Source organism: Aestuariibius violaceus, from assembly GCF_040779325.2.
Taxonomy (GTDB): domain Bacteria; phylum Pseudomonadota; class Alphaproteobacteria; order Rhodobacterales; family Rhodobacteraceae; genus Aestuariibius; species Aestuariibius violaceus.
In genome coordinates this window covers 1-17473 of record NZ_JBFONT020000002.1, presented here as the reverse complement: position 1 = coordinate 17473, position 17473 = coordinate 1, and the positions used below count along the sequence as shown (strand labels likewise).

The 17473-nt window shown below is 59.0% G+C and carries 14 protein-coding genes; 5 read left to right on the top strand and 9 right to left on the bottom strand.

The genetic code is table 11. The features are described 5' to 3' along the window. Positions 1 to 483: 483 nt before the first annotated feature. From AADZ90_RS07165 to AADZ90_RS07150, 4 genes are all read right to left on the bottom strand, one after another. Positions 484 to 3714 (bottom strand): HlyD family secretion protein, encoded by a 3231-nt coding sequence (locus tag AADZ90_RS07165; protein ID WP_367311908.1) that lies wholly within the window; start codon positions 3712 to 3714, stop codon positions 484 to 486. A gap of 566 nt (positions 3715 to 4280) precedes the next feature. Beyond that, a complete protein-coding gene (locus AADZ90_RS07160) occupies positions 4281 to 4961 on the bottom strand; it encodes a dimethylsulfonioproprionate lyase family protein (protein ID WP_367311909.1) in 681 nt (226 codons plus the stop codon). 36 nt (positions 4962 to 4997) lie between these two features. Beyond that, entirely contained in the window at positions 4998 to 5426 is a 429-nt protein-coding gene (locus tag AADZ90_RS07155; protein ID WP_367311910.1) for a DUF1330 domain-containing protein, read from the bottom strand. Between the two features lies 1 nt (position 5427). After that, entirely contained in the window at positions 5428 to 6219 is a 792-nt protein-coding gene (locus AADZ90_RS07150) for a crotonase/enoyl-CoA hydratase family protein (protein WP_367311911.1), read from the bottom strand. 70 nt (positions 6220 to 6289) lie between these two features. Between AADZ90_RS07150 and AADZ90_RS07145 the strand changes: the two genes are divergently transcribed. Beyond that, complete coding sequence (locus AADZ90_RS07145) at positions 6290 to 6871, top strand: TetR/AcrR family transcriptional regulator (protein ID WP_367311912.1); 582 nt, start codon at positions 6290 to 6292, stop codon at positions 6869 to 6871. Between the two features lie 187 nt (positions 6872 to 7058). Here the strand turns inward: AADZ90_RS07145 and AADZ90_RS07140 are convergent, their stop codons facing one another. The 3 genes from AADZ90_RS07140 to AADZ90_RS07130 all read right to left on the bottom strand — a co-directional run bounded on the left by AADZ90_RS07140 (position 7059) and on the right by AADZ90_RS07130 (position 9721). Next, positions 7059 to 7658: a rhomboid family intramembrane serine protease gene (locus tag AADZ90_RS07140; protein WP_411997019.1), complete on the bottom strand. Its 600-nt coding sequence runs from the start codon at positions 7656 to 7658 to the stop codon at positions 7059 to 7061. Positions 7659 to 8154: 496 nt separating this feature from the next. Further along, positions 8155 to 8535 (bottom strand): hypothetical protein, encoded by a 381-nt coding sequence (locus tag AADZ90_RS07135; protein WP_367311914.1) that lies wholly within the window; start codon positions 8533 to 8535, stop codon positions 8155 to 8157. 250 nt (positions 8536 to 8785) lie between these two features. After that, on the bottom strand, positions 8786 to 9721 hold the full coding sequence (locus tag AADZ90_RS07130) for an Ig-like domain-containing protein (RefSeq protein ID WP_367311915.1): 936 nt from the start codon (positions 9719 to 9721) through the stop codon (positions 8786 to 8788). Between AADZ90_RS07130 and AADZ90_RS07125 the strand changes: the two genes are divergently transcribed. Both AADZ90_RS07125 and AADZ90_RS07120 read left to right on the top strand, forming a co-directional pair. Beyond that, positions 9684 to 10196: a hypothetical protein gene (locus AADZ90_RS07125; RefSeq protein ID WP_367311916.1), complete on the top strand. Its 513-nt coding sequence runs from the start codon at positions 9684 to 9686 to the stop codon at positions 10194 to 10196. The genes AADZ90_RS07130 and AADZ90_RS07125 overlap by 38 nt on opposite strands. Positions 10197 to 10226: 30 nt before the next feature. After that, positions 10227 to 11369, top strand: coding sequence for a bifunctional helix-turn-helix transcriptional regulator/alpha/beta hydrolase (locus tag AADZ90_RS07120; RefSeq protein WP_367311917.1), 1143 nt, complete (start codon positions 10227 to 10229; stop codon positions 11367 to 11369). Between the two features lie 817 nt (positions 11370 to 12186). Here the strand turns inward: AADZ90_RS07120 and AADZ90_RS07115 are convergent. Together AADZ90_RS07115 and AADZ90_RS07110 are read right to left on the bottom strand one after the other, a co-directional pair. Beyond that, positions 12187 to 12900: an imm11 family protein gene (locus tag AADZ90_RS07115; RefSeq protein WP_367311918.1), complete on the bottom strand. Its 714-nt coding sequence runs from the start codon at positions 12898 to 12900 to the stop codon at positions 12187 to 12189. Between the two features lie 374 nt (positions 12901 to 13274). Next, complete coding sequence (locus AADZ90_RS07110) at positions 13275 to 14072, bottom strand: glycosyl transferase (RefSeq protein ID WP_367311919.1); 798 nt, start codon at positions 14070 to 14072, stop codon at positions 13275 to 13277. A gap of 162 nt (positions 14073 to 14234) precedes the next feature. On the opposite strand from AADZ90_RS07110, the gene parE reads away from it, so the two are divergent. Both parE and AADZ90_RS07100 read left to right on the top strand, forming a co-directional pair. Continuing rightward, entirely contained in the window at positions 14235 to 16196 is a 1962-nt protein-coding gene (parE, locus tag AADZ90_RS07105; RefSeq protein WP_367311923.1) for a DNA topoisomerase IV subunit B, read from the top strand. 17 nt (positions 16197 to 16213) lie between these two features. Beyond that, positions 16214 to 17128 (top strand): abortive infection family protein, encoded by a 915-nt coding sequence (locus tag AADZ90_RS07100; RefSeq protein ID WP_367311920.1) that lies wholly within the window; start codon positions 16214 to 16216, stop codon positions 17126 to 17128. Positions 17129 to 17473: the final 345 nt, after the last annotated feature.

Below are 17473 nucleotides of genomic sequence, written 5' to 3'. Positions count from 1 at the left end.
AGATGCTCACCAGCCTCAGCGCCTGCATCGCAAAGGCCGCAAAACTGATAGAGAAGTACCGGTTCGAAAGAAGGACGGCGAACCAGGTAAGAAAGCTGATCCGAAACGAAACCGCCTGACCGGGACCGGTTAGTCGCCCTGAACACCCCTCCCGCTCGGAGGGGTGAACTGCTTCAGAGACAGCATTTCCGACCGTCGACCGATGATGCGAAAGAAACCTCCGGCATCAACCCGCCGAGAGAACGCCGGGCGCATTTCTCCATCCGCGCGAGGATCTAGACGAAGCGCCTCGCTCATATCCAAAGCATAAGGGCGACAATGCCCTCATACGCTCAGACACAACCATCGTCAAAAACCCGAAATAACCCTCACGCAAAAATGCCCGAAAGGCACAGAGGCCATTCGGGCACTGAAATCAGAGGTCTTTCACCTCCGCCGAAGACCGCAGACCGATCTTCGGCAGCGCACGTCATCGACAGGTCATCACAGATCCGGCAGCAGGATCGCATCCGGAACGCGGAGCCGGACGATCTCATCATTGGCACCCGACGGGACGATGTCGAACTTTACCGTCGTCTCGGTGCTGTCAGGCGGGCGCGTCTCCCCGAAGGTCGCATTGAACGACCGGGCCGCATTGTCTGGTGTCACGTTGAGCTTCACCGACGCCTTCACCATACTGCCATCGATACCCACTACACCACCGTAGCTCGATCCTCCGAAAGTCTCAGGACGTTGGATTTCGGACGTTTCAGCGGTGTTGCCGTCAATCGACCTGAAGGAAATTGTCGTATTCTCTCCAAGAGCGACCGTCTTTCCGTCGGTCGAAACTGTTCCTTTCACGATGACGGTACCCACCCGAGTTCTGTTGGCACCGTTCTTCTGATACACGGGTCGGGAAAACTCGAAATCCTGCCGCCGCTCGGGAAAGTCCGTCGGCCCGTCCACCTTGGTCGGCAGGGAGGCCTCCGAAAACGAAACCTCATTGACGAGATCATCACCGTCAATATGGTTGACAGGTTTCGGTCGAACAGTAATCGGATCTGTCTTTGCATAGACCCGGATATAGTCGGCATATCTAGGATCAAGCTTCTTTTTCGTACCGTCTGGCGCAGTCAGCGTTCCGTCGATTTTCAGTTCGACGCGGTAACCATCGCCCTCACCAATCGTGGCAAGGCGGTCAACCGTACCGACACCGGTGCTGCCATCCGTCAGAACGAAGGGAAGCTTGTCGCCCTTCTTTATCTTCGAAAAAACATCCCAGCTGACCGCGGTTTCGACCGTCAAGGCATCCCCTTTGTCCGGTCCGTAGGGACCATCCGGCGATTTGTCGATCAGGATAGCAAGATTGCCGTCATTCTTGTTATTCAGGAGAGGGTTCTTGTTATTCGCGGATTCTGTGTTGTCCGTCAACGTCGTTGTGTTGTCGAGGTTGTTGGCAAATGTTTTCAACGCGTTGGAATTGGTGACTGTACCGTACACGCTGGAATACGTTGTGTTTCTTGCCTGAATATCGAGCTGCTTGCCAAGCTCGTTTAGCGTAGCCAGGTAGTTGCCGACAGCTTCCGCCACGCTTTCAGGAAGGTTGGCGCGTTCTTTTACAGTGCCTGTCTTCATGATCTCGATCGCGTCGGTCGGCGAAAGGTTGGCCGCGTCTCCGGCAAGCTCAAGGTTGGTAAGGGCAGCGCGTCGGTCGGCATTCAGATCTGAAATCTGAGCTTTGGTCTTCTTGACGAGGGCGACCGCCTCGTCCTGGGCCTGCTTGGAAACTGCCCCATTCTCATAGAGAAAGTTGATCCGCCCGAGATCCACCTCAGCCCGCGCCAGGTCCACTTCCTTTTCCTGGATCTGGGCATCAATCTCCTCGACCTCCTGACGCGGGATGTTCTTGGCCTTGCTGGCCCGGAAGATCTCAACGCCGATCCGGCCTTCAAGGCTCTTCAGTTCCGTTTCCAGCTTTGTGATCTCGGCTTCCAGATCATCATCCTTGACTCTGAGGATCGGTTGCCCCGGCTTGACGCGTTCTTCAAGGTCGACGAGTTGCTTTCGCTCCACAACCGATCGCTTGGCAAGCGGTGCGACGATCTGCACCACATCGCCAAGGCCATCGGCCCCTTCCCCCTCTTTCGTCTCCTTGATGCGAACACCGAATAAGCCTCGGGATCCGACATTATGGTCCGTCTCTTTGAATTCGGGGTTTCGTTTCTCGTCGAAATAGGAGCCATCGGCGTTTTCGGGATAAGTCCATGGCTCAGAACCCCATATCCCTTCTTTGCGGCCAAAAAATTCAACAGCCTCCCGTATTCCGAGATACCCACCGCCAAGAAGGACCGACGCGCCCGCGACAGTCGCCATCGTCGCGACCTGCGTTTTTGAGAAGTTCACCTTGGGAGGTTTCCCCTGCGGTGGCGGAGTAATCATATCGCCTGATGACGCGTACCGATTGACCGCATCGCGGGCCGCTTCATTAATCTGCCCCCGGTTGGGAGCTCGACGCGCGCTGCCCCCCGACAGGATGATCGGGCTATCGCCTTCCCGCATCTGACGCTCCAACCTGTCAATATCTTCGAGAACCCTCCCGGCGAGCGCTTCGGCCTCCTGGTGTTCCATCTCTTCCTGTTCTTCGCGTGATGGAGGTCTCTTTCCGGCCTCAGCTATCTCCCCAACTTGCTTCCGAACCTTTTCGCTGGCGGCCTTCTTTACCCGACGGGCAAGGCTTGTCCCGTGCTCTCTGTCGTAATCCTCCAAATCGTCGAGACGCTGCTCCATAACGTTGGCCGACGCCGCACCCGAAGCCGCGTCGACTTCCCCAAGGATCCGGCTTTCGTATTCGTCATAGGTCGGGAGAGGTTGCTTCTGGACAGCGCCAGCGGACCCGCCCGCCGCCGCATTGCCCTGATAGGCAGACACCGGAGCCGTCACCTGCGCGCGGTCAGCAATCGCCTTGAGCGCATCCTTGTCACCGGCGAGCTTTCCGAAAACGGCGGCGTAATCCCGCGGCGAGGCAGAACTGCCGACCCTCGTGGTCGCATAATCCCGCAACGCCTGGTTCAGATCGGCCGTGTTCGAGACGTCGAAACCCTGATTGGCCATGGCCTTCACCGTCTGCCCGACGAACACCGTCATCGCCCGGTCTGCAGCGATCGCCTTCATGCCATCGGCGATCTGCAGGCTGCCATCCTTGTTCACCACATAGGCGCTCTTGCCGGTAACCTTGTCCACGGCCGCGCGCTGGCCGGTTTTCTGATCGGTCCCGAGTTCGAGGTCCGGAGACTCCTTCACGATCCGCGACAGTAAGGTTCCGCTCTGCGCCGTGCGTTCAGATCTGGAGCTCCCCGCCGGCAAACCGACGCCGGGGATAAAGGCCTCCCCCAGAACCAGCCCCGCTCCGACGACCGTCACCACCCCGCCTTTCATGAGTGTGGCACCGAAGGCCGCCGCGCCTCCTCCGGCGGCACTGCCGCCCGATGCCGCCCCACCGGCAGCCGCGCTTCCGCCGCCCGGCGCGAGGAACTTGCCCGCAGCGCCGGCGAGCGCTCCAAGGACTTGTAGCTCCGGCGATAGGGGCAACGCACCCGCAACACTGGCCTGGGTGGTTTGCAGGCCTGATGCTTCACCGTTTCTACGCTGTGCGACGGTGAAAGAGGCTTGTACCGCGCCTCTGTCCGGCACGTTTTGCTGAACACTGGCGCCTTCGGTAGATCTTTCTACGCTCATTCTTAGCTCCATCCATCTCATGGTTTTCCAGCGATGACGTTGAGCGAACTTGCTGACGAGATCCTTACATCAGTGCTTTTGGCTATCGCCCGCCCGCGCCCGAAGCCCTCGCCTGGATGGACCAAAGGTCGACAAGGCATTAAAAGTCTACCTGGACCGCTCAGATGGAGCTGATCAGGGCGCGATGGCGATCGCGCTCGTGCTGAAGCTGAGGCCCTTCCTTCTGTATCTCCTGCCCGCGGTTCTGGAATCTTTGGAAACAGGAGATGCTTTCGAATGGGCTGTCTGAGTCAACGTAGCCTCTGCACAGCGACTATTGAACCAACGGCAGTTCCATCCAGCATTGCCACCGCGTGGTTACGCTGCCGCAAAGTTCCGTATTTTCAGCTTTGGTATAGTGCAGCGAATATCGCGCGCTCCAGACCAACACATGGATTGGCCCCAAGTCTTCAGGTAATGCCCTGAGAAGATTGAGAAAACACTTCCTCGATCCCTACCTCGAATACTTGAACTGTCCCTGCCTCAACCAAGAATTCTCTACGGCTTGCAGACCGGGCGCGATGATTTCACCCACGGTTGACGAGCGGCGGGTGGACTAGAATGCCACCAAGCCATGGTCCTTCGTCATAATGATAGCTCGTGGCAGACGGGTCGCCCTTCCAAGTGTAAACCGCCAACATCGGCGTATCACCCGTCTGGATATCATGCCGTTCATTCGGGGCGGTATAAATCAGATCGCCCGGCTTTGCAGTTCGAGGACTTTGCGGATCACCGATCCGGTATGTCACCGTTCCGCAGAGTATGTAATAGACTTCACTCGAAGTATGAGCGTGCTCGGTATATGTTGTGTTTGGCCCAAGTAAGAACAGACCGAGCGACACATCACTGCTTGGAAAGAACCCGTTTGGACCGATCAACTCGCCAGATGCGAACTCATGTAGAAAAGGCTGCGACCAAACGCTGTCTGCATAGTAGGTTTCCCAAGGTGTAACTCCGATGCAAAGTCGCAAGGCATCCACGATGGGACATGGACCTTCCGCATAGGCAGCTGCAAGTGCGTTCTGCATATGGCGTAGGCCGGTAATGGTCGCTGGCGATGGGATCGGCCTCTCTTCAGCGGACCAGTCCATGGCATGCAGTAGATCAATGAATTCGCCAAGCTCAGCCCCCGGAACTTGCCCGTTGGGTGCCTTCAAGGCATACATCTGCACGACACCTTCCACGAAGGTTTGGACGGCATGCTTCATCGAACTGCTCCAGTACCAATGTGATCTGATCGTCGTTCATCCGGCGAAACTGAGAGCATTTTCTCCGGATGCAAATCGCACCAATCGGCTATCCAGCACAGCAGCCTGCCGGTGTCTCATCGCATCGCGGTAGGTTTCATTTCTCATCATATCCAGGAAGGACTGAACACTGGGATATGCCGCAATGAAAGCAATATCCCATACTTCTGATTGCGGACCAACCATCGTTAACTCGTGCCTGCCGCGCCAGATGATCTGTCCGCCCAGCCTTTGAAAAACAGGCGCGCTCAAGTCGCTGTAGGCCCTGTAGGCTTCCGCCCCGGTAGAGGCTCGCCCGTCCGGATATTCAGCCCGTGCACGCAGCCGGACGAGGTTCAACATCTGGATGGATCCCGGCCGCTGATGCGTCTTGAAAATCTCCCATGTCTCTTTCGAAAAGCTCTTATGAAACTGAGGGTCTTCCACGCTAGGCTCCTGTGTGGTGCGGTATCCGTCGCGCGATCCACGCGCTCAGGCCTTCATGCACATCTTGCGTGGCCGCCATCCGCGCGAATTGTTCGCGTTCGATAAGCAGTCCCTCGTCAATGGTTGTGTTGATCCCCCTTGTGACGGCGTTGATGATCCGTGACGCCGCGAGCGAAGAATGCCGGATGATACGGTCTGCCAGATCAAAGGCGGCGGGCAGCAATTCGTCGTGCGGAACGACCTTGTTCACCAGCCCCATCTCGTAGGCCCGCCGGGGGGAAAAGGCGTCTCCCGTCAGAAGAAGCTCCAAGGCGCGCTTGCGCCCGGCAAGGCGTGGCAGTCGCTGCGTGCCGCCAAAGGTCGGGGGTATCCCGATCTTTATCTCCGGCTTCGCGAACACCGCCCTTTCGCTGGCGATTGCCAGATGAACCGCCTCCGTGATTTCACATCCGCCGCCAAAGGCGATGCCGTTGACGGCAGCAATGATTGGCTTTGGAAAGGCTTCCAGTCTGGCGGTCATGGTCTGGCCGCGTTTGCAAAAGTCTCGCACGGCGTCATCGACACCGGCTTTGACGCTTTCAGTGAATTCGGGAATGTCGCCACCTGCTGAAAACGCCCGCTCCCCAGCGCCGGTAAGGATCACAGCCCGTATGGACCGGTCGGTTTCGATGGCGTCGAGCAGCGCCAGCAAGCGGTCGTTTGCGGCATAGCTGATGGCGTTCAGTTTCTCGGGCCGGTTCAGGGTCAGAAGGACGACAGCTCCTTTCCTATCGTATGTTATGAGGTCCGTCATTATGGTCTCCGTTCTGTTTTGAAGACCCTACCGAGGCTTGAATTTGACGTATACTCACTGAGTAGTATACATGCGTATGTCACCAGCAAATCTCCCTGCGAAAGACCGCATCCTCAATGCAGCCAACCGCCTGTTTTACAGCGAGGGAATTCGGGCCGTCAGCGTAGATACCATTGCCGCAAAAGCCGGTCTCACGAAAAAGACCCTCTACTACCATTTCAAGAGCAAGGACGATCTGATCGAGGCCTATCTGGCATCGCGTGACCAGCCGAACCTCGCACTCTTCAGGAAGTGGTTTGATGAGGCCGATGGCCAGCTTGCCGACAAGGTTGAAGCGATTTTCCTGAACCTTGCCCAATCCGCCCGCCACCCCAGGTGGAAGGGCTGCGGTTTCCTGCGCACCGCTGCCGAGCTGGCAAACATGCCAGGCCACCCGGCCATGAAAGTCGGCGCCGCGCACAAGAAGAAATTCGAAGCCTGGCTCTGTGATGTCTTCGAGGATCGAAACACGGACAACCCTCACGAACTGGCGAGGCACGTGGTGTTGCTGATGGACGGCGCATTCTCCACCGTCCTGGTCCATCGTGACCCGGAATACCTCGTTTCCGCCGGGCGGGCAGCGAGAACGATGGTGGTCAATGGCGCGTTGTGATCGGCCGTCAGAGCTTGCAACCCAATGAAGCAGTCATCGATGCGGGGGGAAGCTCATCTTTGTCCGCATTGTCCAAGTTCGAATTGTTCGACGATAAGCTGTAGCAACTAATGCAGCTTTGTGGGCTGCGACTGCAGCATCGCCCCATCTTGCTGTGAGTCCGCCAAGGGCAGCCATTCAAGGTTCGTCATCTCCGATCCACGTCGCGCAGTCGCGGAGCATGAACATGCGTACGCACGGTTAAGGCAGCGACTGAGCCTGCAAGCGCGCCGAAGAGGTGGGCTTCCCAGGAAACGCCGGGTTGGCCTGGAAGCACCCCCCATATCATGGAGCCATAAAACAAGCCCACGAATATTGCTGCCCCAAGCGCGATAGGAGATCGGTCCACAAGGCCACGTGTGATGAGAAAACCGAACCACCCGAAGACCAATCCAGACGCTCCGATGTGGATAGCTGGACTTCCAAGCAGCCAGACAAGTGCGCCTCCCAGGCCGACAACTACAGCGTTAATGGCAAGCAGCGCTCGAGTTGCTGTCGCTGCCAGCAGCGCGCCCATCAAAAGCAATGGTGGAGTATTCGCCATGAGATGCCCGAAACTGCCATGCAGGATGGGCATGCCGAAAACCCCATCAAGGCCGTAGATCTGTCTCGGCACGAGGCCGAAAGCGATGTTGAGATTGTATCCCGTGACCCAGTTCACGGCTTGGATCACCCACAGTGCCGCGACGAAAACGGAAAGAACGGTAAATCGTCCAAGGACAACCTTCATATGATCCGGGCCAACCATCGTCTGCAAGCTAACCGCCGGTCGAACATGATCAAGGCTTGGTCAGTTGGCCCGTGCGGGAGTCTGCGGTGGACTGATAGAGCAGCGCTCACCTGTCGTGCGTCCATACAGACGACGTCGAACCCTACCGATGCCAAACCGTAAAACAGATGCTGGCTTGATGTGCCGGACTCGACGCCGACCCGCTCGATCGGATAGGAAAGCTCGTTCAGGTAGGATGCGATCTCCCTCATCTCACAGGGCAGCTCTCGCTCGCACAAAACCGTGCCCTTACCGTCAATCACGCATACTGCACACCACCGCAGAGAAACATCCAGGTCCGCAAAATACCCCGTTCGAAATCTCCCATGCTCACAGTTTCCCTGTGACCCTATCGGGAGCTCGACCTCAGTTCGGCGTCCGCACACCTACACAGGCTCCGGGCCGTTCCATACGTGACCTTTTTTGTTCCTTGAGGGCGGTGCCGGAAATCTACACCTGCATAAGGCTCCTACCGTCAGAACTTCATTTGGAGTTCGAACTCCTGCCCGTGCGTCTGCAAACCGCTTTCGCTGCCTAGGCCGTCCACAAATCCCGCAAGGCTGGAGGTAACTCTGGAGCCGTTATCATACCGCAGGTCGTAATCGATCCTTGCGCGGCCGCCGTCCTCATTCGGAATGTAGGCGGTCGCCGCTCCGTCGCTCGACACCTCGGAGTAGATGCCGGAGACGCCGAGATCGAACCATAGATCGCGCTGTCTGGCGTCGATTTCGAAATCCCTTTCGACATAGACGGGATGGCCCGCAATCGGGCTGGCGAAGTAGGGACCGACCAGCCATCCCTGCCCACTGACATCGGTGTCGTTATCGCTCTGGTCCGCAATGTCGAATTGCAGCATGGCGCCCAGAATCGCACCTGACGCAAGGTCGCGGTGACTCCCGATAACGGCAAGCGAGTAGGACAGCGCCTCTGCGTCGGTCTCGGTCCAGGAGCCGGACAGGGAAAACCAGACTGCACCATTGCCGCGCGAATGCAGTTCGAAGCCAGCACTGTCTTGCGTTACAGAGGCCTGTGCCGACCCCTCGCGCTGCCGTGTGATAAAATCCGTCAGCCGTGACGGTTCTGTACCGGGCTGCGGGCCCGGTTCTCTAGGAAGCTTGCGATCGCTTCGCTGGCAATGGCCGCGCTGTCGATTGAGGCTCTTGCGGATGCGGCCAGCGATGGCATGCCAGTGATGTCGGTCGCGGCACCTCGGCGACCGAGACGGTGACATCATTGTCGCCATCTGGCCTCATCGTCGCGAAGAATACCGATGGACCTCCGCTGAACCCGCCAAGAGTACCGTGCGTCACGGCCACATCAGTCGCGTCGAACCCCGTCACGTCTTCGCTGAAGGCAAAGGTCACGTCGAAAACGGCGCCGGCCTGAAACTGATCGGGCATGCCGGTAATGCTGAGCACGGGGGCTGAGGCGTCGGGCGTGACCGAGAAGGTGTTGGACGCCGTATTCCCACGGCCCGATGCGTCGGCGACCGTGTTCGCCGGCAGCTGGACCGACTGGTCAAAGTCGCTCGCAAGAGCCTGAACGGTGAAGGTCGTTCCCGACCCGGACAGATCAGACAGCATCACATTCGTCGTCACGAAATCCGCGAGAGCCAGGCCCGTGACAGCTTCGGAGAACGTGACGGTCAGCGCGTAGGGCGTCCCCGGGAAGGCTGCCGTTCCGGTGAGCGTGACGTCCGGGTCTGTCAGATCGCTGCTGCCGCTCGAGATCGGGGAAGGCGCATTGCCGTTGCCGCTCGCATCCTCTGCGACGTTTGCTGGGACAGAGAGCGACAGCGTACCCTCGGCAACCGGGGTCACCACGATTGTATAGCTGCGACCCGAGACGGAGGTGAGATCCGACGACGTTCCTCCAGTGACCGTGATATCGGCAAGCTCGAACCCGGTGACGTCCTCGCTGAACGTGATGGTCGCGGTGAAAAGGGCGGTGATCACCGATGGAACGCCACTGATCGTAACACCCGGCCTGGTGAGGTCGCTCTCGATGCTGAACCGCTGGGCGGCGGTGTTGCCGTCCGGCATGCGCCGTCGGGCGGGTGTTCACGAGTTGAACCGCGATGCGCGTGTTGACGATCAACGTATCTGTCGCGCCGACCAGGGCGATCTCGTGCTCATATTCCTGGTCCTGACCATTGGGCGTACCGCGGAACGTGATCCCCATGTAGTTATCGCCCGCATATCCGCGAAGAAGGTCGGCTTCGGATTGATTGATAATCGTCACATCGGAGAATTCGCATTCCTCCTCGATATCCGAGGCAACGATCCTTTTCTCGAGCTCAAATCTATCGGCAAACCAATAGCTGCCACCGGTATTCCTCGGCAAACCATCAGCGCCAAGAAGAAAGACAGGCGCGTTTCTGAACTCGTCAGATTGGAGCAAGTAGAAGAGACACACCTGAGGGCCGGTTCCGACGGGCCAAACGGTCTCGTTATTCGTGCCCGATGTCTGGCAGAAACGCCGCCGACTGCAGAGCGGAGGCAACGGAAAGGCGACTGATGGAAAAGCGCATGTTGGTGTTCCGAATACGTGTCAGGAGAACTCGCCTATCGCCGCAGCGATATACTGAGCGCTGAGCTCATCCACCTCATCTACGACACGGCAATCGATAATTCGCTCTGGCCCGAGATGGTGCTGCGGATCTACGACGCCTTCGAAGAAGAGAGCGAAACGGAACCCGCCTCGGAAAGCCTGCGGGATCTGCAGGTCCACTTCGCGAAGGGCCTGCAAATCTCGGAACGGATCCTCAAGCTGCAGGAACGGGGCGACCTCCAGGACCGGCTTCTCGACAATGTCGCGCTGCGCGTAGAGATGTTCGGCCATGACGGCAACAGCCTCGGTATGCTGGGCAGGGGTGATCAAAGTGGGTCCCCGCCGGCCGTGGAGGCGGATATCGACGCCGGCATGCTCGTCCTCGACGCAGAGCGCGCGCGGGAATTGGGGTTGCCGCCCAAGGTCGCGTCCGTCCAGATCGGGTTTGCGCAGGCCCGCGATGGGATTGCCGCCAATATCGCGCGCGAATTGTCCCTGACGCCGTCGCGGCAAAAGCTGCTCTCCGGATTTCTGCGCCATGCGAACCTGCGCCGCGCTGCCGAAGACCAAGGCCTAAGCTATGAAACGGCACGCACCTATTTCAAGGATATCTGCGAGCATGCCGGGGTGAGCGGCCAAGCCGAACTGCTCCGGATGGTTCTCTTGAACCCGGCGCTTCTCTTGCGAGCACGCCACGGACGACCTCGCGAGGGAGACGTTCGTCGCCTCATCGATTGTCCGGGTGGAGGGCAGATCGAGATCTTCCAGCTTGGTCGGGAAGACGCCTATCCGATTGTCCACTACGACGCATTGTCCGGGGGAGCACTGGATCTTCTGGGCCATCCAGAGCGGTATCTGCCGATCCTCACGGATCCTGTAATCCGCGCACGATCCAAGGCAATGCTGGAAGAACGTATTGCCCAGGGGATGGACGGGCTGGTTCAGGAATACCAGATCGTCGCGCAACCTCTCGACGTCGACGTCTCGGAGCTGCGCGTTCCATTTCAACTCTTTCACGGTGTATGCGATCAGATCAACCCGCTCAAAGGCGCCCGCGCGCTCGCCGAAACGGTAGAGCGGTCCCAACTCGTCGAAGTGCCGGACTGTGGCCATGCCTTCATCTACGCGGAATGGGATTGACTCCTTTGCGCTGCGGCCAGTGCACCGTTCTCAGTTCCCCCGCCGAATAGACGGGGCTTGCTGACCAGCTCACACTGACTGATTTTCTGCCTTCTGCACGACCGGCCGAACGATAGAGCGCGGCAAAGACGAAAGCCTCTCCCATACGCAGTGGTTTTGCATCTGCAGCGAATGTCTTACCTGGCGGGCAGTACCGTCGCATTGATTTCGGGTGGGCAAGGTTTGCAATGGGCCGCCGTTACCCCTCAATCAGACAACTCAAGCGGCAATGCGGCAGCGTACCAAAGGCTGGACGGGCGTCCAGCGTAGCTTTCCCGGACCCATTCCGCATGCTGGTTGCCGAGAAAGGATACTTTGGCACGGCCGCGATGACAGTGATCCAGCGCATCGCTGGTTCAGGACGCTCATCAAACCTGTGAGGCACGAAGTCGATAGATACAACTAACCCCGAGATGACAATCGTGCTGGACCAGGCAGCTTGATCTCACGAGATGAGAGTTCGATCCTCAAGCTTCACGCGATCCCTTCACGACGGCAAAGCCCGGCAATGCTCTCCTCACCCCGAAGGCCATCCGAACTATGCGGATCTTCTTTTCGGCTCAGTGATGCTTGCGCGTTCGACGCCGGATGTCTTTGCCGACCTTCTCGGCCGACCGTTTGGCTGTTCCGGATCTCCGTCTCATCTTCACTCCTTGACGGTTCGGATGAGCCAGAAATCCTCCGCTACGAAATCAAATCAGATGTCCCAAAGGCGCTGACAGGGGACATTCAAGTGCCGTTGCGGGCCGGTCGCTGGCAAATCGACAAAAAGCGCCGCTTAGCACTCTTGATTCAGCTTCTTAAGCTTCTCAGGCAGGTCTGGATTCTTTGCCATCCATTCGAGGACGGGACCAATGTTTTCCTGTGGATCCCAAGGAGCATCGATTTCCTCGTATTTCTCTCCGATTTCAATGAATTTGATCTTTTCTTTTTTGAGCCGGTCGGCCAGAGCATCGGAGATATAGTTTTCGCGTCGCCCGAATACATTACCCTGCCAAAGGTGCCTTCCCGCAATTTTCTGTTTGCTAAAGGTCCGCGTGCGTCCCTTGATTGAAATCACCGGTTTTCCTGCTTCATCGCCTCGCTCCGTTTCGGTGATCGGCCGCCGTTTTTCTGGGCCGCTGAAAACGGCGTCAAAGCGCTGGCAAACATTCAGAATGAAATAGAGCTCATCTGGTTCTGCGTCCTTGTTACGCGGTTTATAGCGCCTAAGGGTAACCGGGAAGAACTGATGAACATTCGGTTCAAACTCCTCAATGATTGATCTGAATCTCTGACTAACCGCGAAGACACCAGACATCGGAAAGACGTCCGACAAAGGCGCACTTTCGATCTCGTGCGCAACGGGCGGTGGCGCGAGTTCTTCCGGCACCGGAAACCCCCAGCCATACTCACCCATTCTTGCATCTACCCAATCACTCTGTTCTTCCTGTCCGAACCAAAATGAAGGAGATTTACCGCCTGGATACTGAAAATGAAGCCGATAGACCAATGTTATTCTCCCGCAAACCCCCAAAGAAGTCACCGTCAAAAACCCGGCAGGTCAGCAATACGAGGGTGACGAAGACGTAAAACCATACATACTAAAAGTTCAAGTTCAAGATTTGGGTGTAGGGTTTTGTGTCGATTTGCCCTTGGGCTTGCTTGGCAACGCAAATGATCGACCTCAAGTAACCTTCGCAACGTCCAATCGCGAAAATCCTTGCGGTTCCCGCAGCAGGGCGAGCGGCCAAAGAAAGCTAGTATAGAACTGATCCTTAAGAGTCTGATATAGAATGGCCGCTCCGTCTCGCACACCGGACGGTGGCCACACCCCCCTGACCGCAACCCAAGCCGGGCCAACCAACGCTCCGCACCCAAGCCCCCTCACGCCCAATCCCCGCCCAGATCCTCCCGTGCCCGGGCCACCCAGTGCTCCTCCAGCCACGGCGTCGCCCGGCACCAGCGCAGGAACGACCCGCGATAGCCCGCCACCGCCTCGTCCATCTTCGGATGACCGTGAAAGCAGACCACACTCGCGCCCTCGGGGAACTCCGGCACCCGCAGGTAATTCATCGGCGGCAGGTCCATGCAATCGTGCTTGAAGCTCACCACCTGATCGCCCGGGATATAGTCGAACACCCCCCGCGCCATCGCCAGATGCGAGGTGTGCCGCTGCTCCGACCCCCGCGCCCGCTCCACGGCACCCACAGGATCCCGCGCCACCTCCTCATAGAGGAACCCGTGCTCGGCCGGATCGAACCGAAAGACCGACCCGTGGCCCGTCGGCCGCCCCCGCCGCGCCTCGACCCAATCGTGCCGCATCCGCACCGCCCCCGGCGCGGCGTCGTAGATCCCCGCCAAGGGCCCCGTGATCACCACGTCCAGATCGAAGCCCAGAACCGGCCCCTCCGCCGGGATCACCCCCGGCCGGAAGAGCGAGACCTTGCGCATCGCCCCCTTCCGGTCCGCGACCTCCAGGGCCGCGTCCATCTCCGCCCGGAAGGGCTCCTCCGGCAGCTCCAGCACCTCGATATCCGGGTGAAACCCCGCCGCGTTCTCGGTCATGCAGAAAAACCGCACCGGCCGGTCGAAATGCCGCCGCACCCCGGAATAGAGGCGGTTGACATATTCGGGGCCATAGAGCGTGCCCCACTTGATGCAGGCGACGAGCGCGGACGTCATGCCCTCCGCCTACCGCGCCCCGGGGCAGGCGGCAAGCGGGACGGCAAACGGTCGTGAGAAGGCTTCCCTCACGGCGCCGGACCTGCTCTAATACCCACAAAATCTAGCGCCATACATAAGAATCTGACACAAGGCGCGGTTATGAGCGAGCGGACCAGAGACATGCCAGAAGACCTCCTGCACGGTGGGCAAGAGCCCGAGAAGTACAACGCCTCCTCCATCGAGGTCCTCGAAGGCCTGGAGCCCGTCCGCAAACGCCCCGGTATGTATATCGGCGGCACCGACGAACGCGCGCTCCACCACATGGTGGCCGAGGTGCTGGACAATTCCATGGACGAGGCCGTTGCGGGCCACGCCACCCGGATCGAGGTGGAACTCCACGCCGATCACTCCGTCACCATCCGCGACAACGGCCGCGGCATCCCGATCGACCCGCACCCGAAATTCCCCGACAAGTCCGCGCTCGAGGTCATCCTCTGCACGCTGCACGCGGGCGGCAAGTTCTCAGGGAAAGCCTACCAGACCTCCGGCGGCCTCCACGGCGTCGGCGCCTCCGTCGTCAACGCGCTGTCGGACACGATGATTGTCCAGGTCGCCCGCGACCGCCAGCTTTACGAACAGCGCTTCTCCCGCGGCCTCCCCCTCGGCCCGGTCGAGCAAATCGGCGCCGCCCCCAACCGCCGCGGCACCACCGTCACCTTCCACCCGGATCCCGAGATCTTCCCCCAGCCGGTCTTCAAACCTGCCCGCCTCCTCAAGATGGTCCGCTCCAAGGCCTACCTCTTCTCGGGCGTCGAGATCCGCTGGAAGACCGCCATCCCCGCCGACGGCGTGCCGGATGAGGCCACCTTCCACTTCCCCGGCGGCCTCTCCGACTACCTCTCCGAAACCCTCGGCAACGCCACCACCCACGCCGAAAAAGCCTTCGCCGGCAAGGTCGACTTTCAGGAGAAGTTCGGCGAACCCGGCTCCGTCGAATGGGCGATCAACTGGACGCCCGCCCGCGACGGCTTCCTGCAATCCTACTGCAACACCGTCCCCACCCCCGAAGGCGGCACGCACGAGGCGGGCTTCTGGGCCGCCCTCCTCAAGGGCCTGCGCGCCTATGGAGAGCTCGCGAACAACCGCAAGGCCGCCCAGATCACCCGCGACGACCTGCAGACCGCCTCCCAAGGCCTCGTCTCCTGCTTCATCCGCGACCCCGCCTTCGTCGGCCAGACTAAGGACCGCCTGTCGACCGAGGCCGCCCAGAAGATGACCGAAAGCGCCGTCCGCGACCGCTTCGACACCTGGCTCGGCGCCGACCCCAAATCGGCGGGCGCCATCCTCGACTACCTGATCCTCCGGGCCGAGGAACGCCTCCGCCGCCGGGCCGAGAAGGAGACCCAGCGCAAGACCGCCACCAAGAAGACCCGCCTCCCCGGCAAGCTGGTCGATTGCTCGCTCAACACCCGCGACGGGACCGAGATCTTCCTGGTCGAGGGCGACAGCGCCGGCGGCTCCGGCAAGGGCGCCCGCAACCGCGAAACCCAGGCCCTCCTGCCCTTGCGCGGCAAGATCCTCAACGTCCTCGGTGCCGCGTCCTCGAAGCTCGGCCAGAATCAGGAGATCAAGGACCTCTGCGAAGCGCTCGGCGTCGCCATGGGCACCAAGTTCCGCCTCGACGACCTGCGGTATGAGAAGGTCATCATCATGACCGACGCCGATGTCGACGGCGCCCATATCGCCTCGCTCCTCATGACGTTCTTCTTCACCCAGATGCGCCCGCTCATCGATGCGGGCCACCTCTACCTCGCCTGCCCGCCGCTCTATAAGCTGACGCAGGGGGCGCACCGCGCCTATGCGCTGAACGAGGCCGAACGCGACGCGCTCATGGCCCGCGGCATCGGCGGGAAAGGCCAGATCTCCGTCTCCCGCTTCAAGGGTCTGGGAGAGATGGACGCCAAGGACCTCAAGGAAACCACGATGGACCCCGCGACCCGCAAACTCATCCGCGTCACCGTCGCCGAAGACCACCCCGGCCAGACCGGCGACCTCGTGGAACGCCTGATGGGCAAGAAACCCGAGCTGCGCTTCCAGTACATCCAGGAGAACGCCCGGTTCGTGGAGGAGTTGGATGTTTGAGGTGAATTGATATGCCAGTGTTTGATCTTTTCTCCAAAAGAGTGAGAGCTGAAAACGTTCAAGATAATGACGTCTATATCTACGACCTGATCCCAGAAAAGCTTCGTGTTCAGATCGTTCACATTCTCGATGATGGTCTAGGAGATGATCGGGATTACCGTGATCATTACACACCAGGAGACACAGAAGGCATATACAAAGCTATTGCTAAACTTCTGAGACGTGAATACGGAGTCTTTAGACTATCGGGCAGATTGAACGACAAAGAAGACTTTCGAGCGGAAGTCTTGACCTTTTTTATGAGTGAAGGTGACTTCTTAAGGGTACTTGACGTGATTGAGATCTGTTTTCGAATGATTGAAAAAGTGACTAATGAATGGTCGGGGAAATTCAAGGGGCGAGCGGCTTTGCTTGTCTCGGAGTTGAACCAACGCATGAGAGAGAACAACGTTGGTTATCAGTACGTTTCTGGCGCTATTGTTAAGCTAGATACTGAGTTCACCCATAAGGAGATCATAAAGCCATCCTTGAACTTTCTTTCCGGTCAGAGATTTTTGACTGCTCGAGACGAATTCATCTCAGCCCACCAGAAGTATCGAAGTGGTGAGCATCGGGAATGTCTTGTTGACTGCGTCCGTTCTCTTGAAAGCACTTTAAAGATAATTCTTTCGAGCAGGGGAGTATCCGACACCGAAACCATGTCTTCAAGCCAGCTAGTCAAAACTGCATTCGAGAAAAATATTGTACCTAAGTATCTTGAGTCTCAATTTACTTCACTTCGGACGCTTCTTATGAGCGGGTCGCCAACCATAAGGAACAAGATTGGTGCTCACGGACAAGGAGAAAAACCGATAAGTGTGCCGGAAAGCATCTCCTCATATGCTTTGAACCTAACAGGCTCAACAATACTCTTTTTGTCGAAACTGAAATAGATCATGTAAGCAAGCGTAGGCTCGCTGATTTCACCCACCGCATCTCCTCCCTCTCCCCGCCCTGCGCGCCCAGCGTTCGAGACTGAAATCGTCCACTGGACGATGTCCGAGACGTCTCTCACCCCACCCAGGGTCGGGCGCCGCCCTCTGGAGCACTCCGCCATCCATAGGCCGTAGGGTGGGGTTCCACCCCACCATCCCCAGCCGCCACCCCGCGCCCCCGGCTCCACAACCCTTAGGGCGGGGGTCTCCCGCCGTTCCCCCCCCCCCCCCCCGGGGGTCCCGCCCCCCCCCCCCGCCGGGGCCGCGCGGCGGGGCGCGCGCCCCCCCCCCCCCCCCGCTCAT

Bases quoted from the DNA above. Each gene is read 5' to 3' on its own strand.
- AADZ90_RS07140 (WP_411997019.1), bottom strand. From the start codon at position 7,658: ATGGTTGGCCCGGATCATATGAAGGTTGTCCTTGGACGATTTACCGTT.
- AADZ90_RS07165 (WP_367311908.1), bottom strand. From the start codon at position 3,714: ATGAGCGTAGAAAGATCTACCGAAGGCGCCAGTGTTCAGCAAAACGTG.
- parE (WP_367311923.1), top strand. From the start codon at position 14,235: ATGCCAGAAGACCTCCTGCACGGTGGGCAAGAGCCCGAGAAGTACAAC.
- AADZ90_RS07130 (WP_367311915.1), bottom strand. From the start codon at position 9,721: ATGCCGGACGGCAACACCGCCGCCCAGCGGTTCAGCATCGAGAGCGAC.
- AADZ90_RS07145 (WP_367311912.1), top strand. From the start codon at position 6,290: ATGCGTATGTCACCAGCAAATCTCCCTGCGAAAGACCGCATCCTCAAT.
- AADZ90_RS07125 (WP_367311916.1), top strand. From the start codon at position 9,684: ATGCTGAACCGCTGGGCGGCGGTGTTGCCGTCCGGCATGCGCCGTCGG.
- AADZ90_RS07110 (WP_367311919.1), bottom strand. From the start codon at position 14,072: ATGACGTCCGCGCTCGTCGCCTGCATCAAGTGGGGCACGCTCTATGGC.
- AADZ90_RS07150 (WP_367311911.1), bottom strand. From the start codon at position 6,219: ATGACGGACCTCATAACATACGATAGGAAAGGAGCTGTCGTCCTTCTG.
- AADZ90_RS07135 (WP_367311914.1), bottom strand. From the start codon at position 8,535: ATGCTGCAATTCGACATTGCGGACCAGAGCGATAACGACACCGATGTC.
- AADZ90_RS07160 (WP_367311909.1), bottom strand. From the start codon at position 4,961: ATGAAGCATGCCGTCCAAACCTTCGTGGAAGGTGTCGTGCAGATGTAT.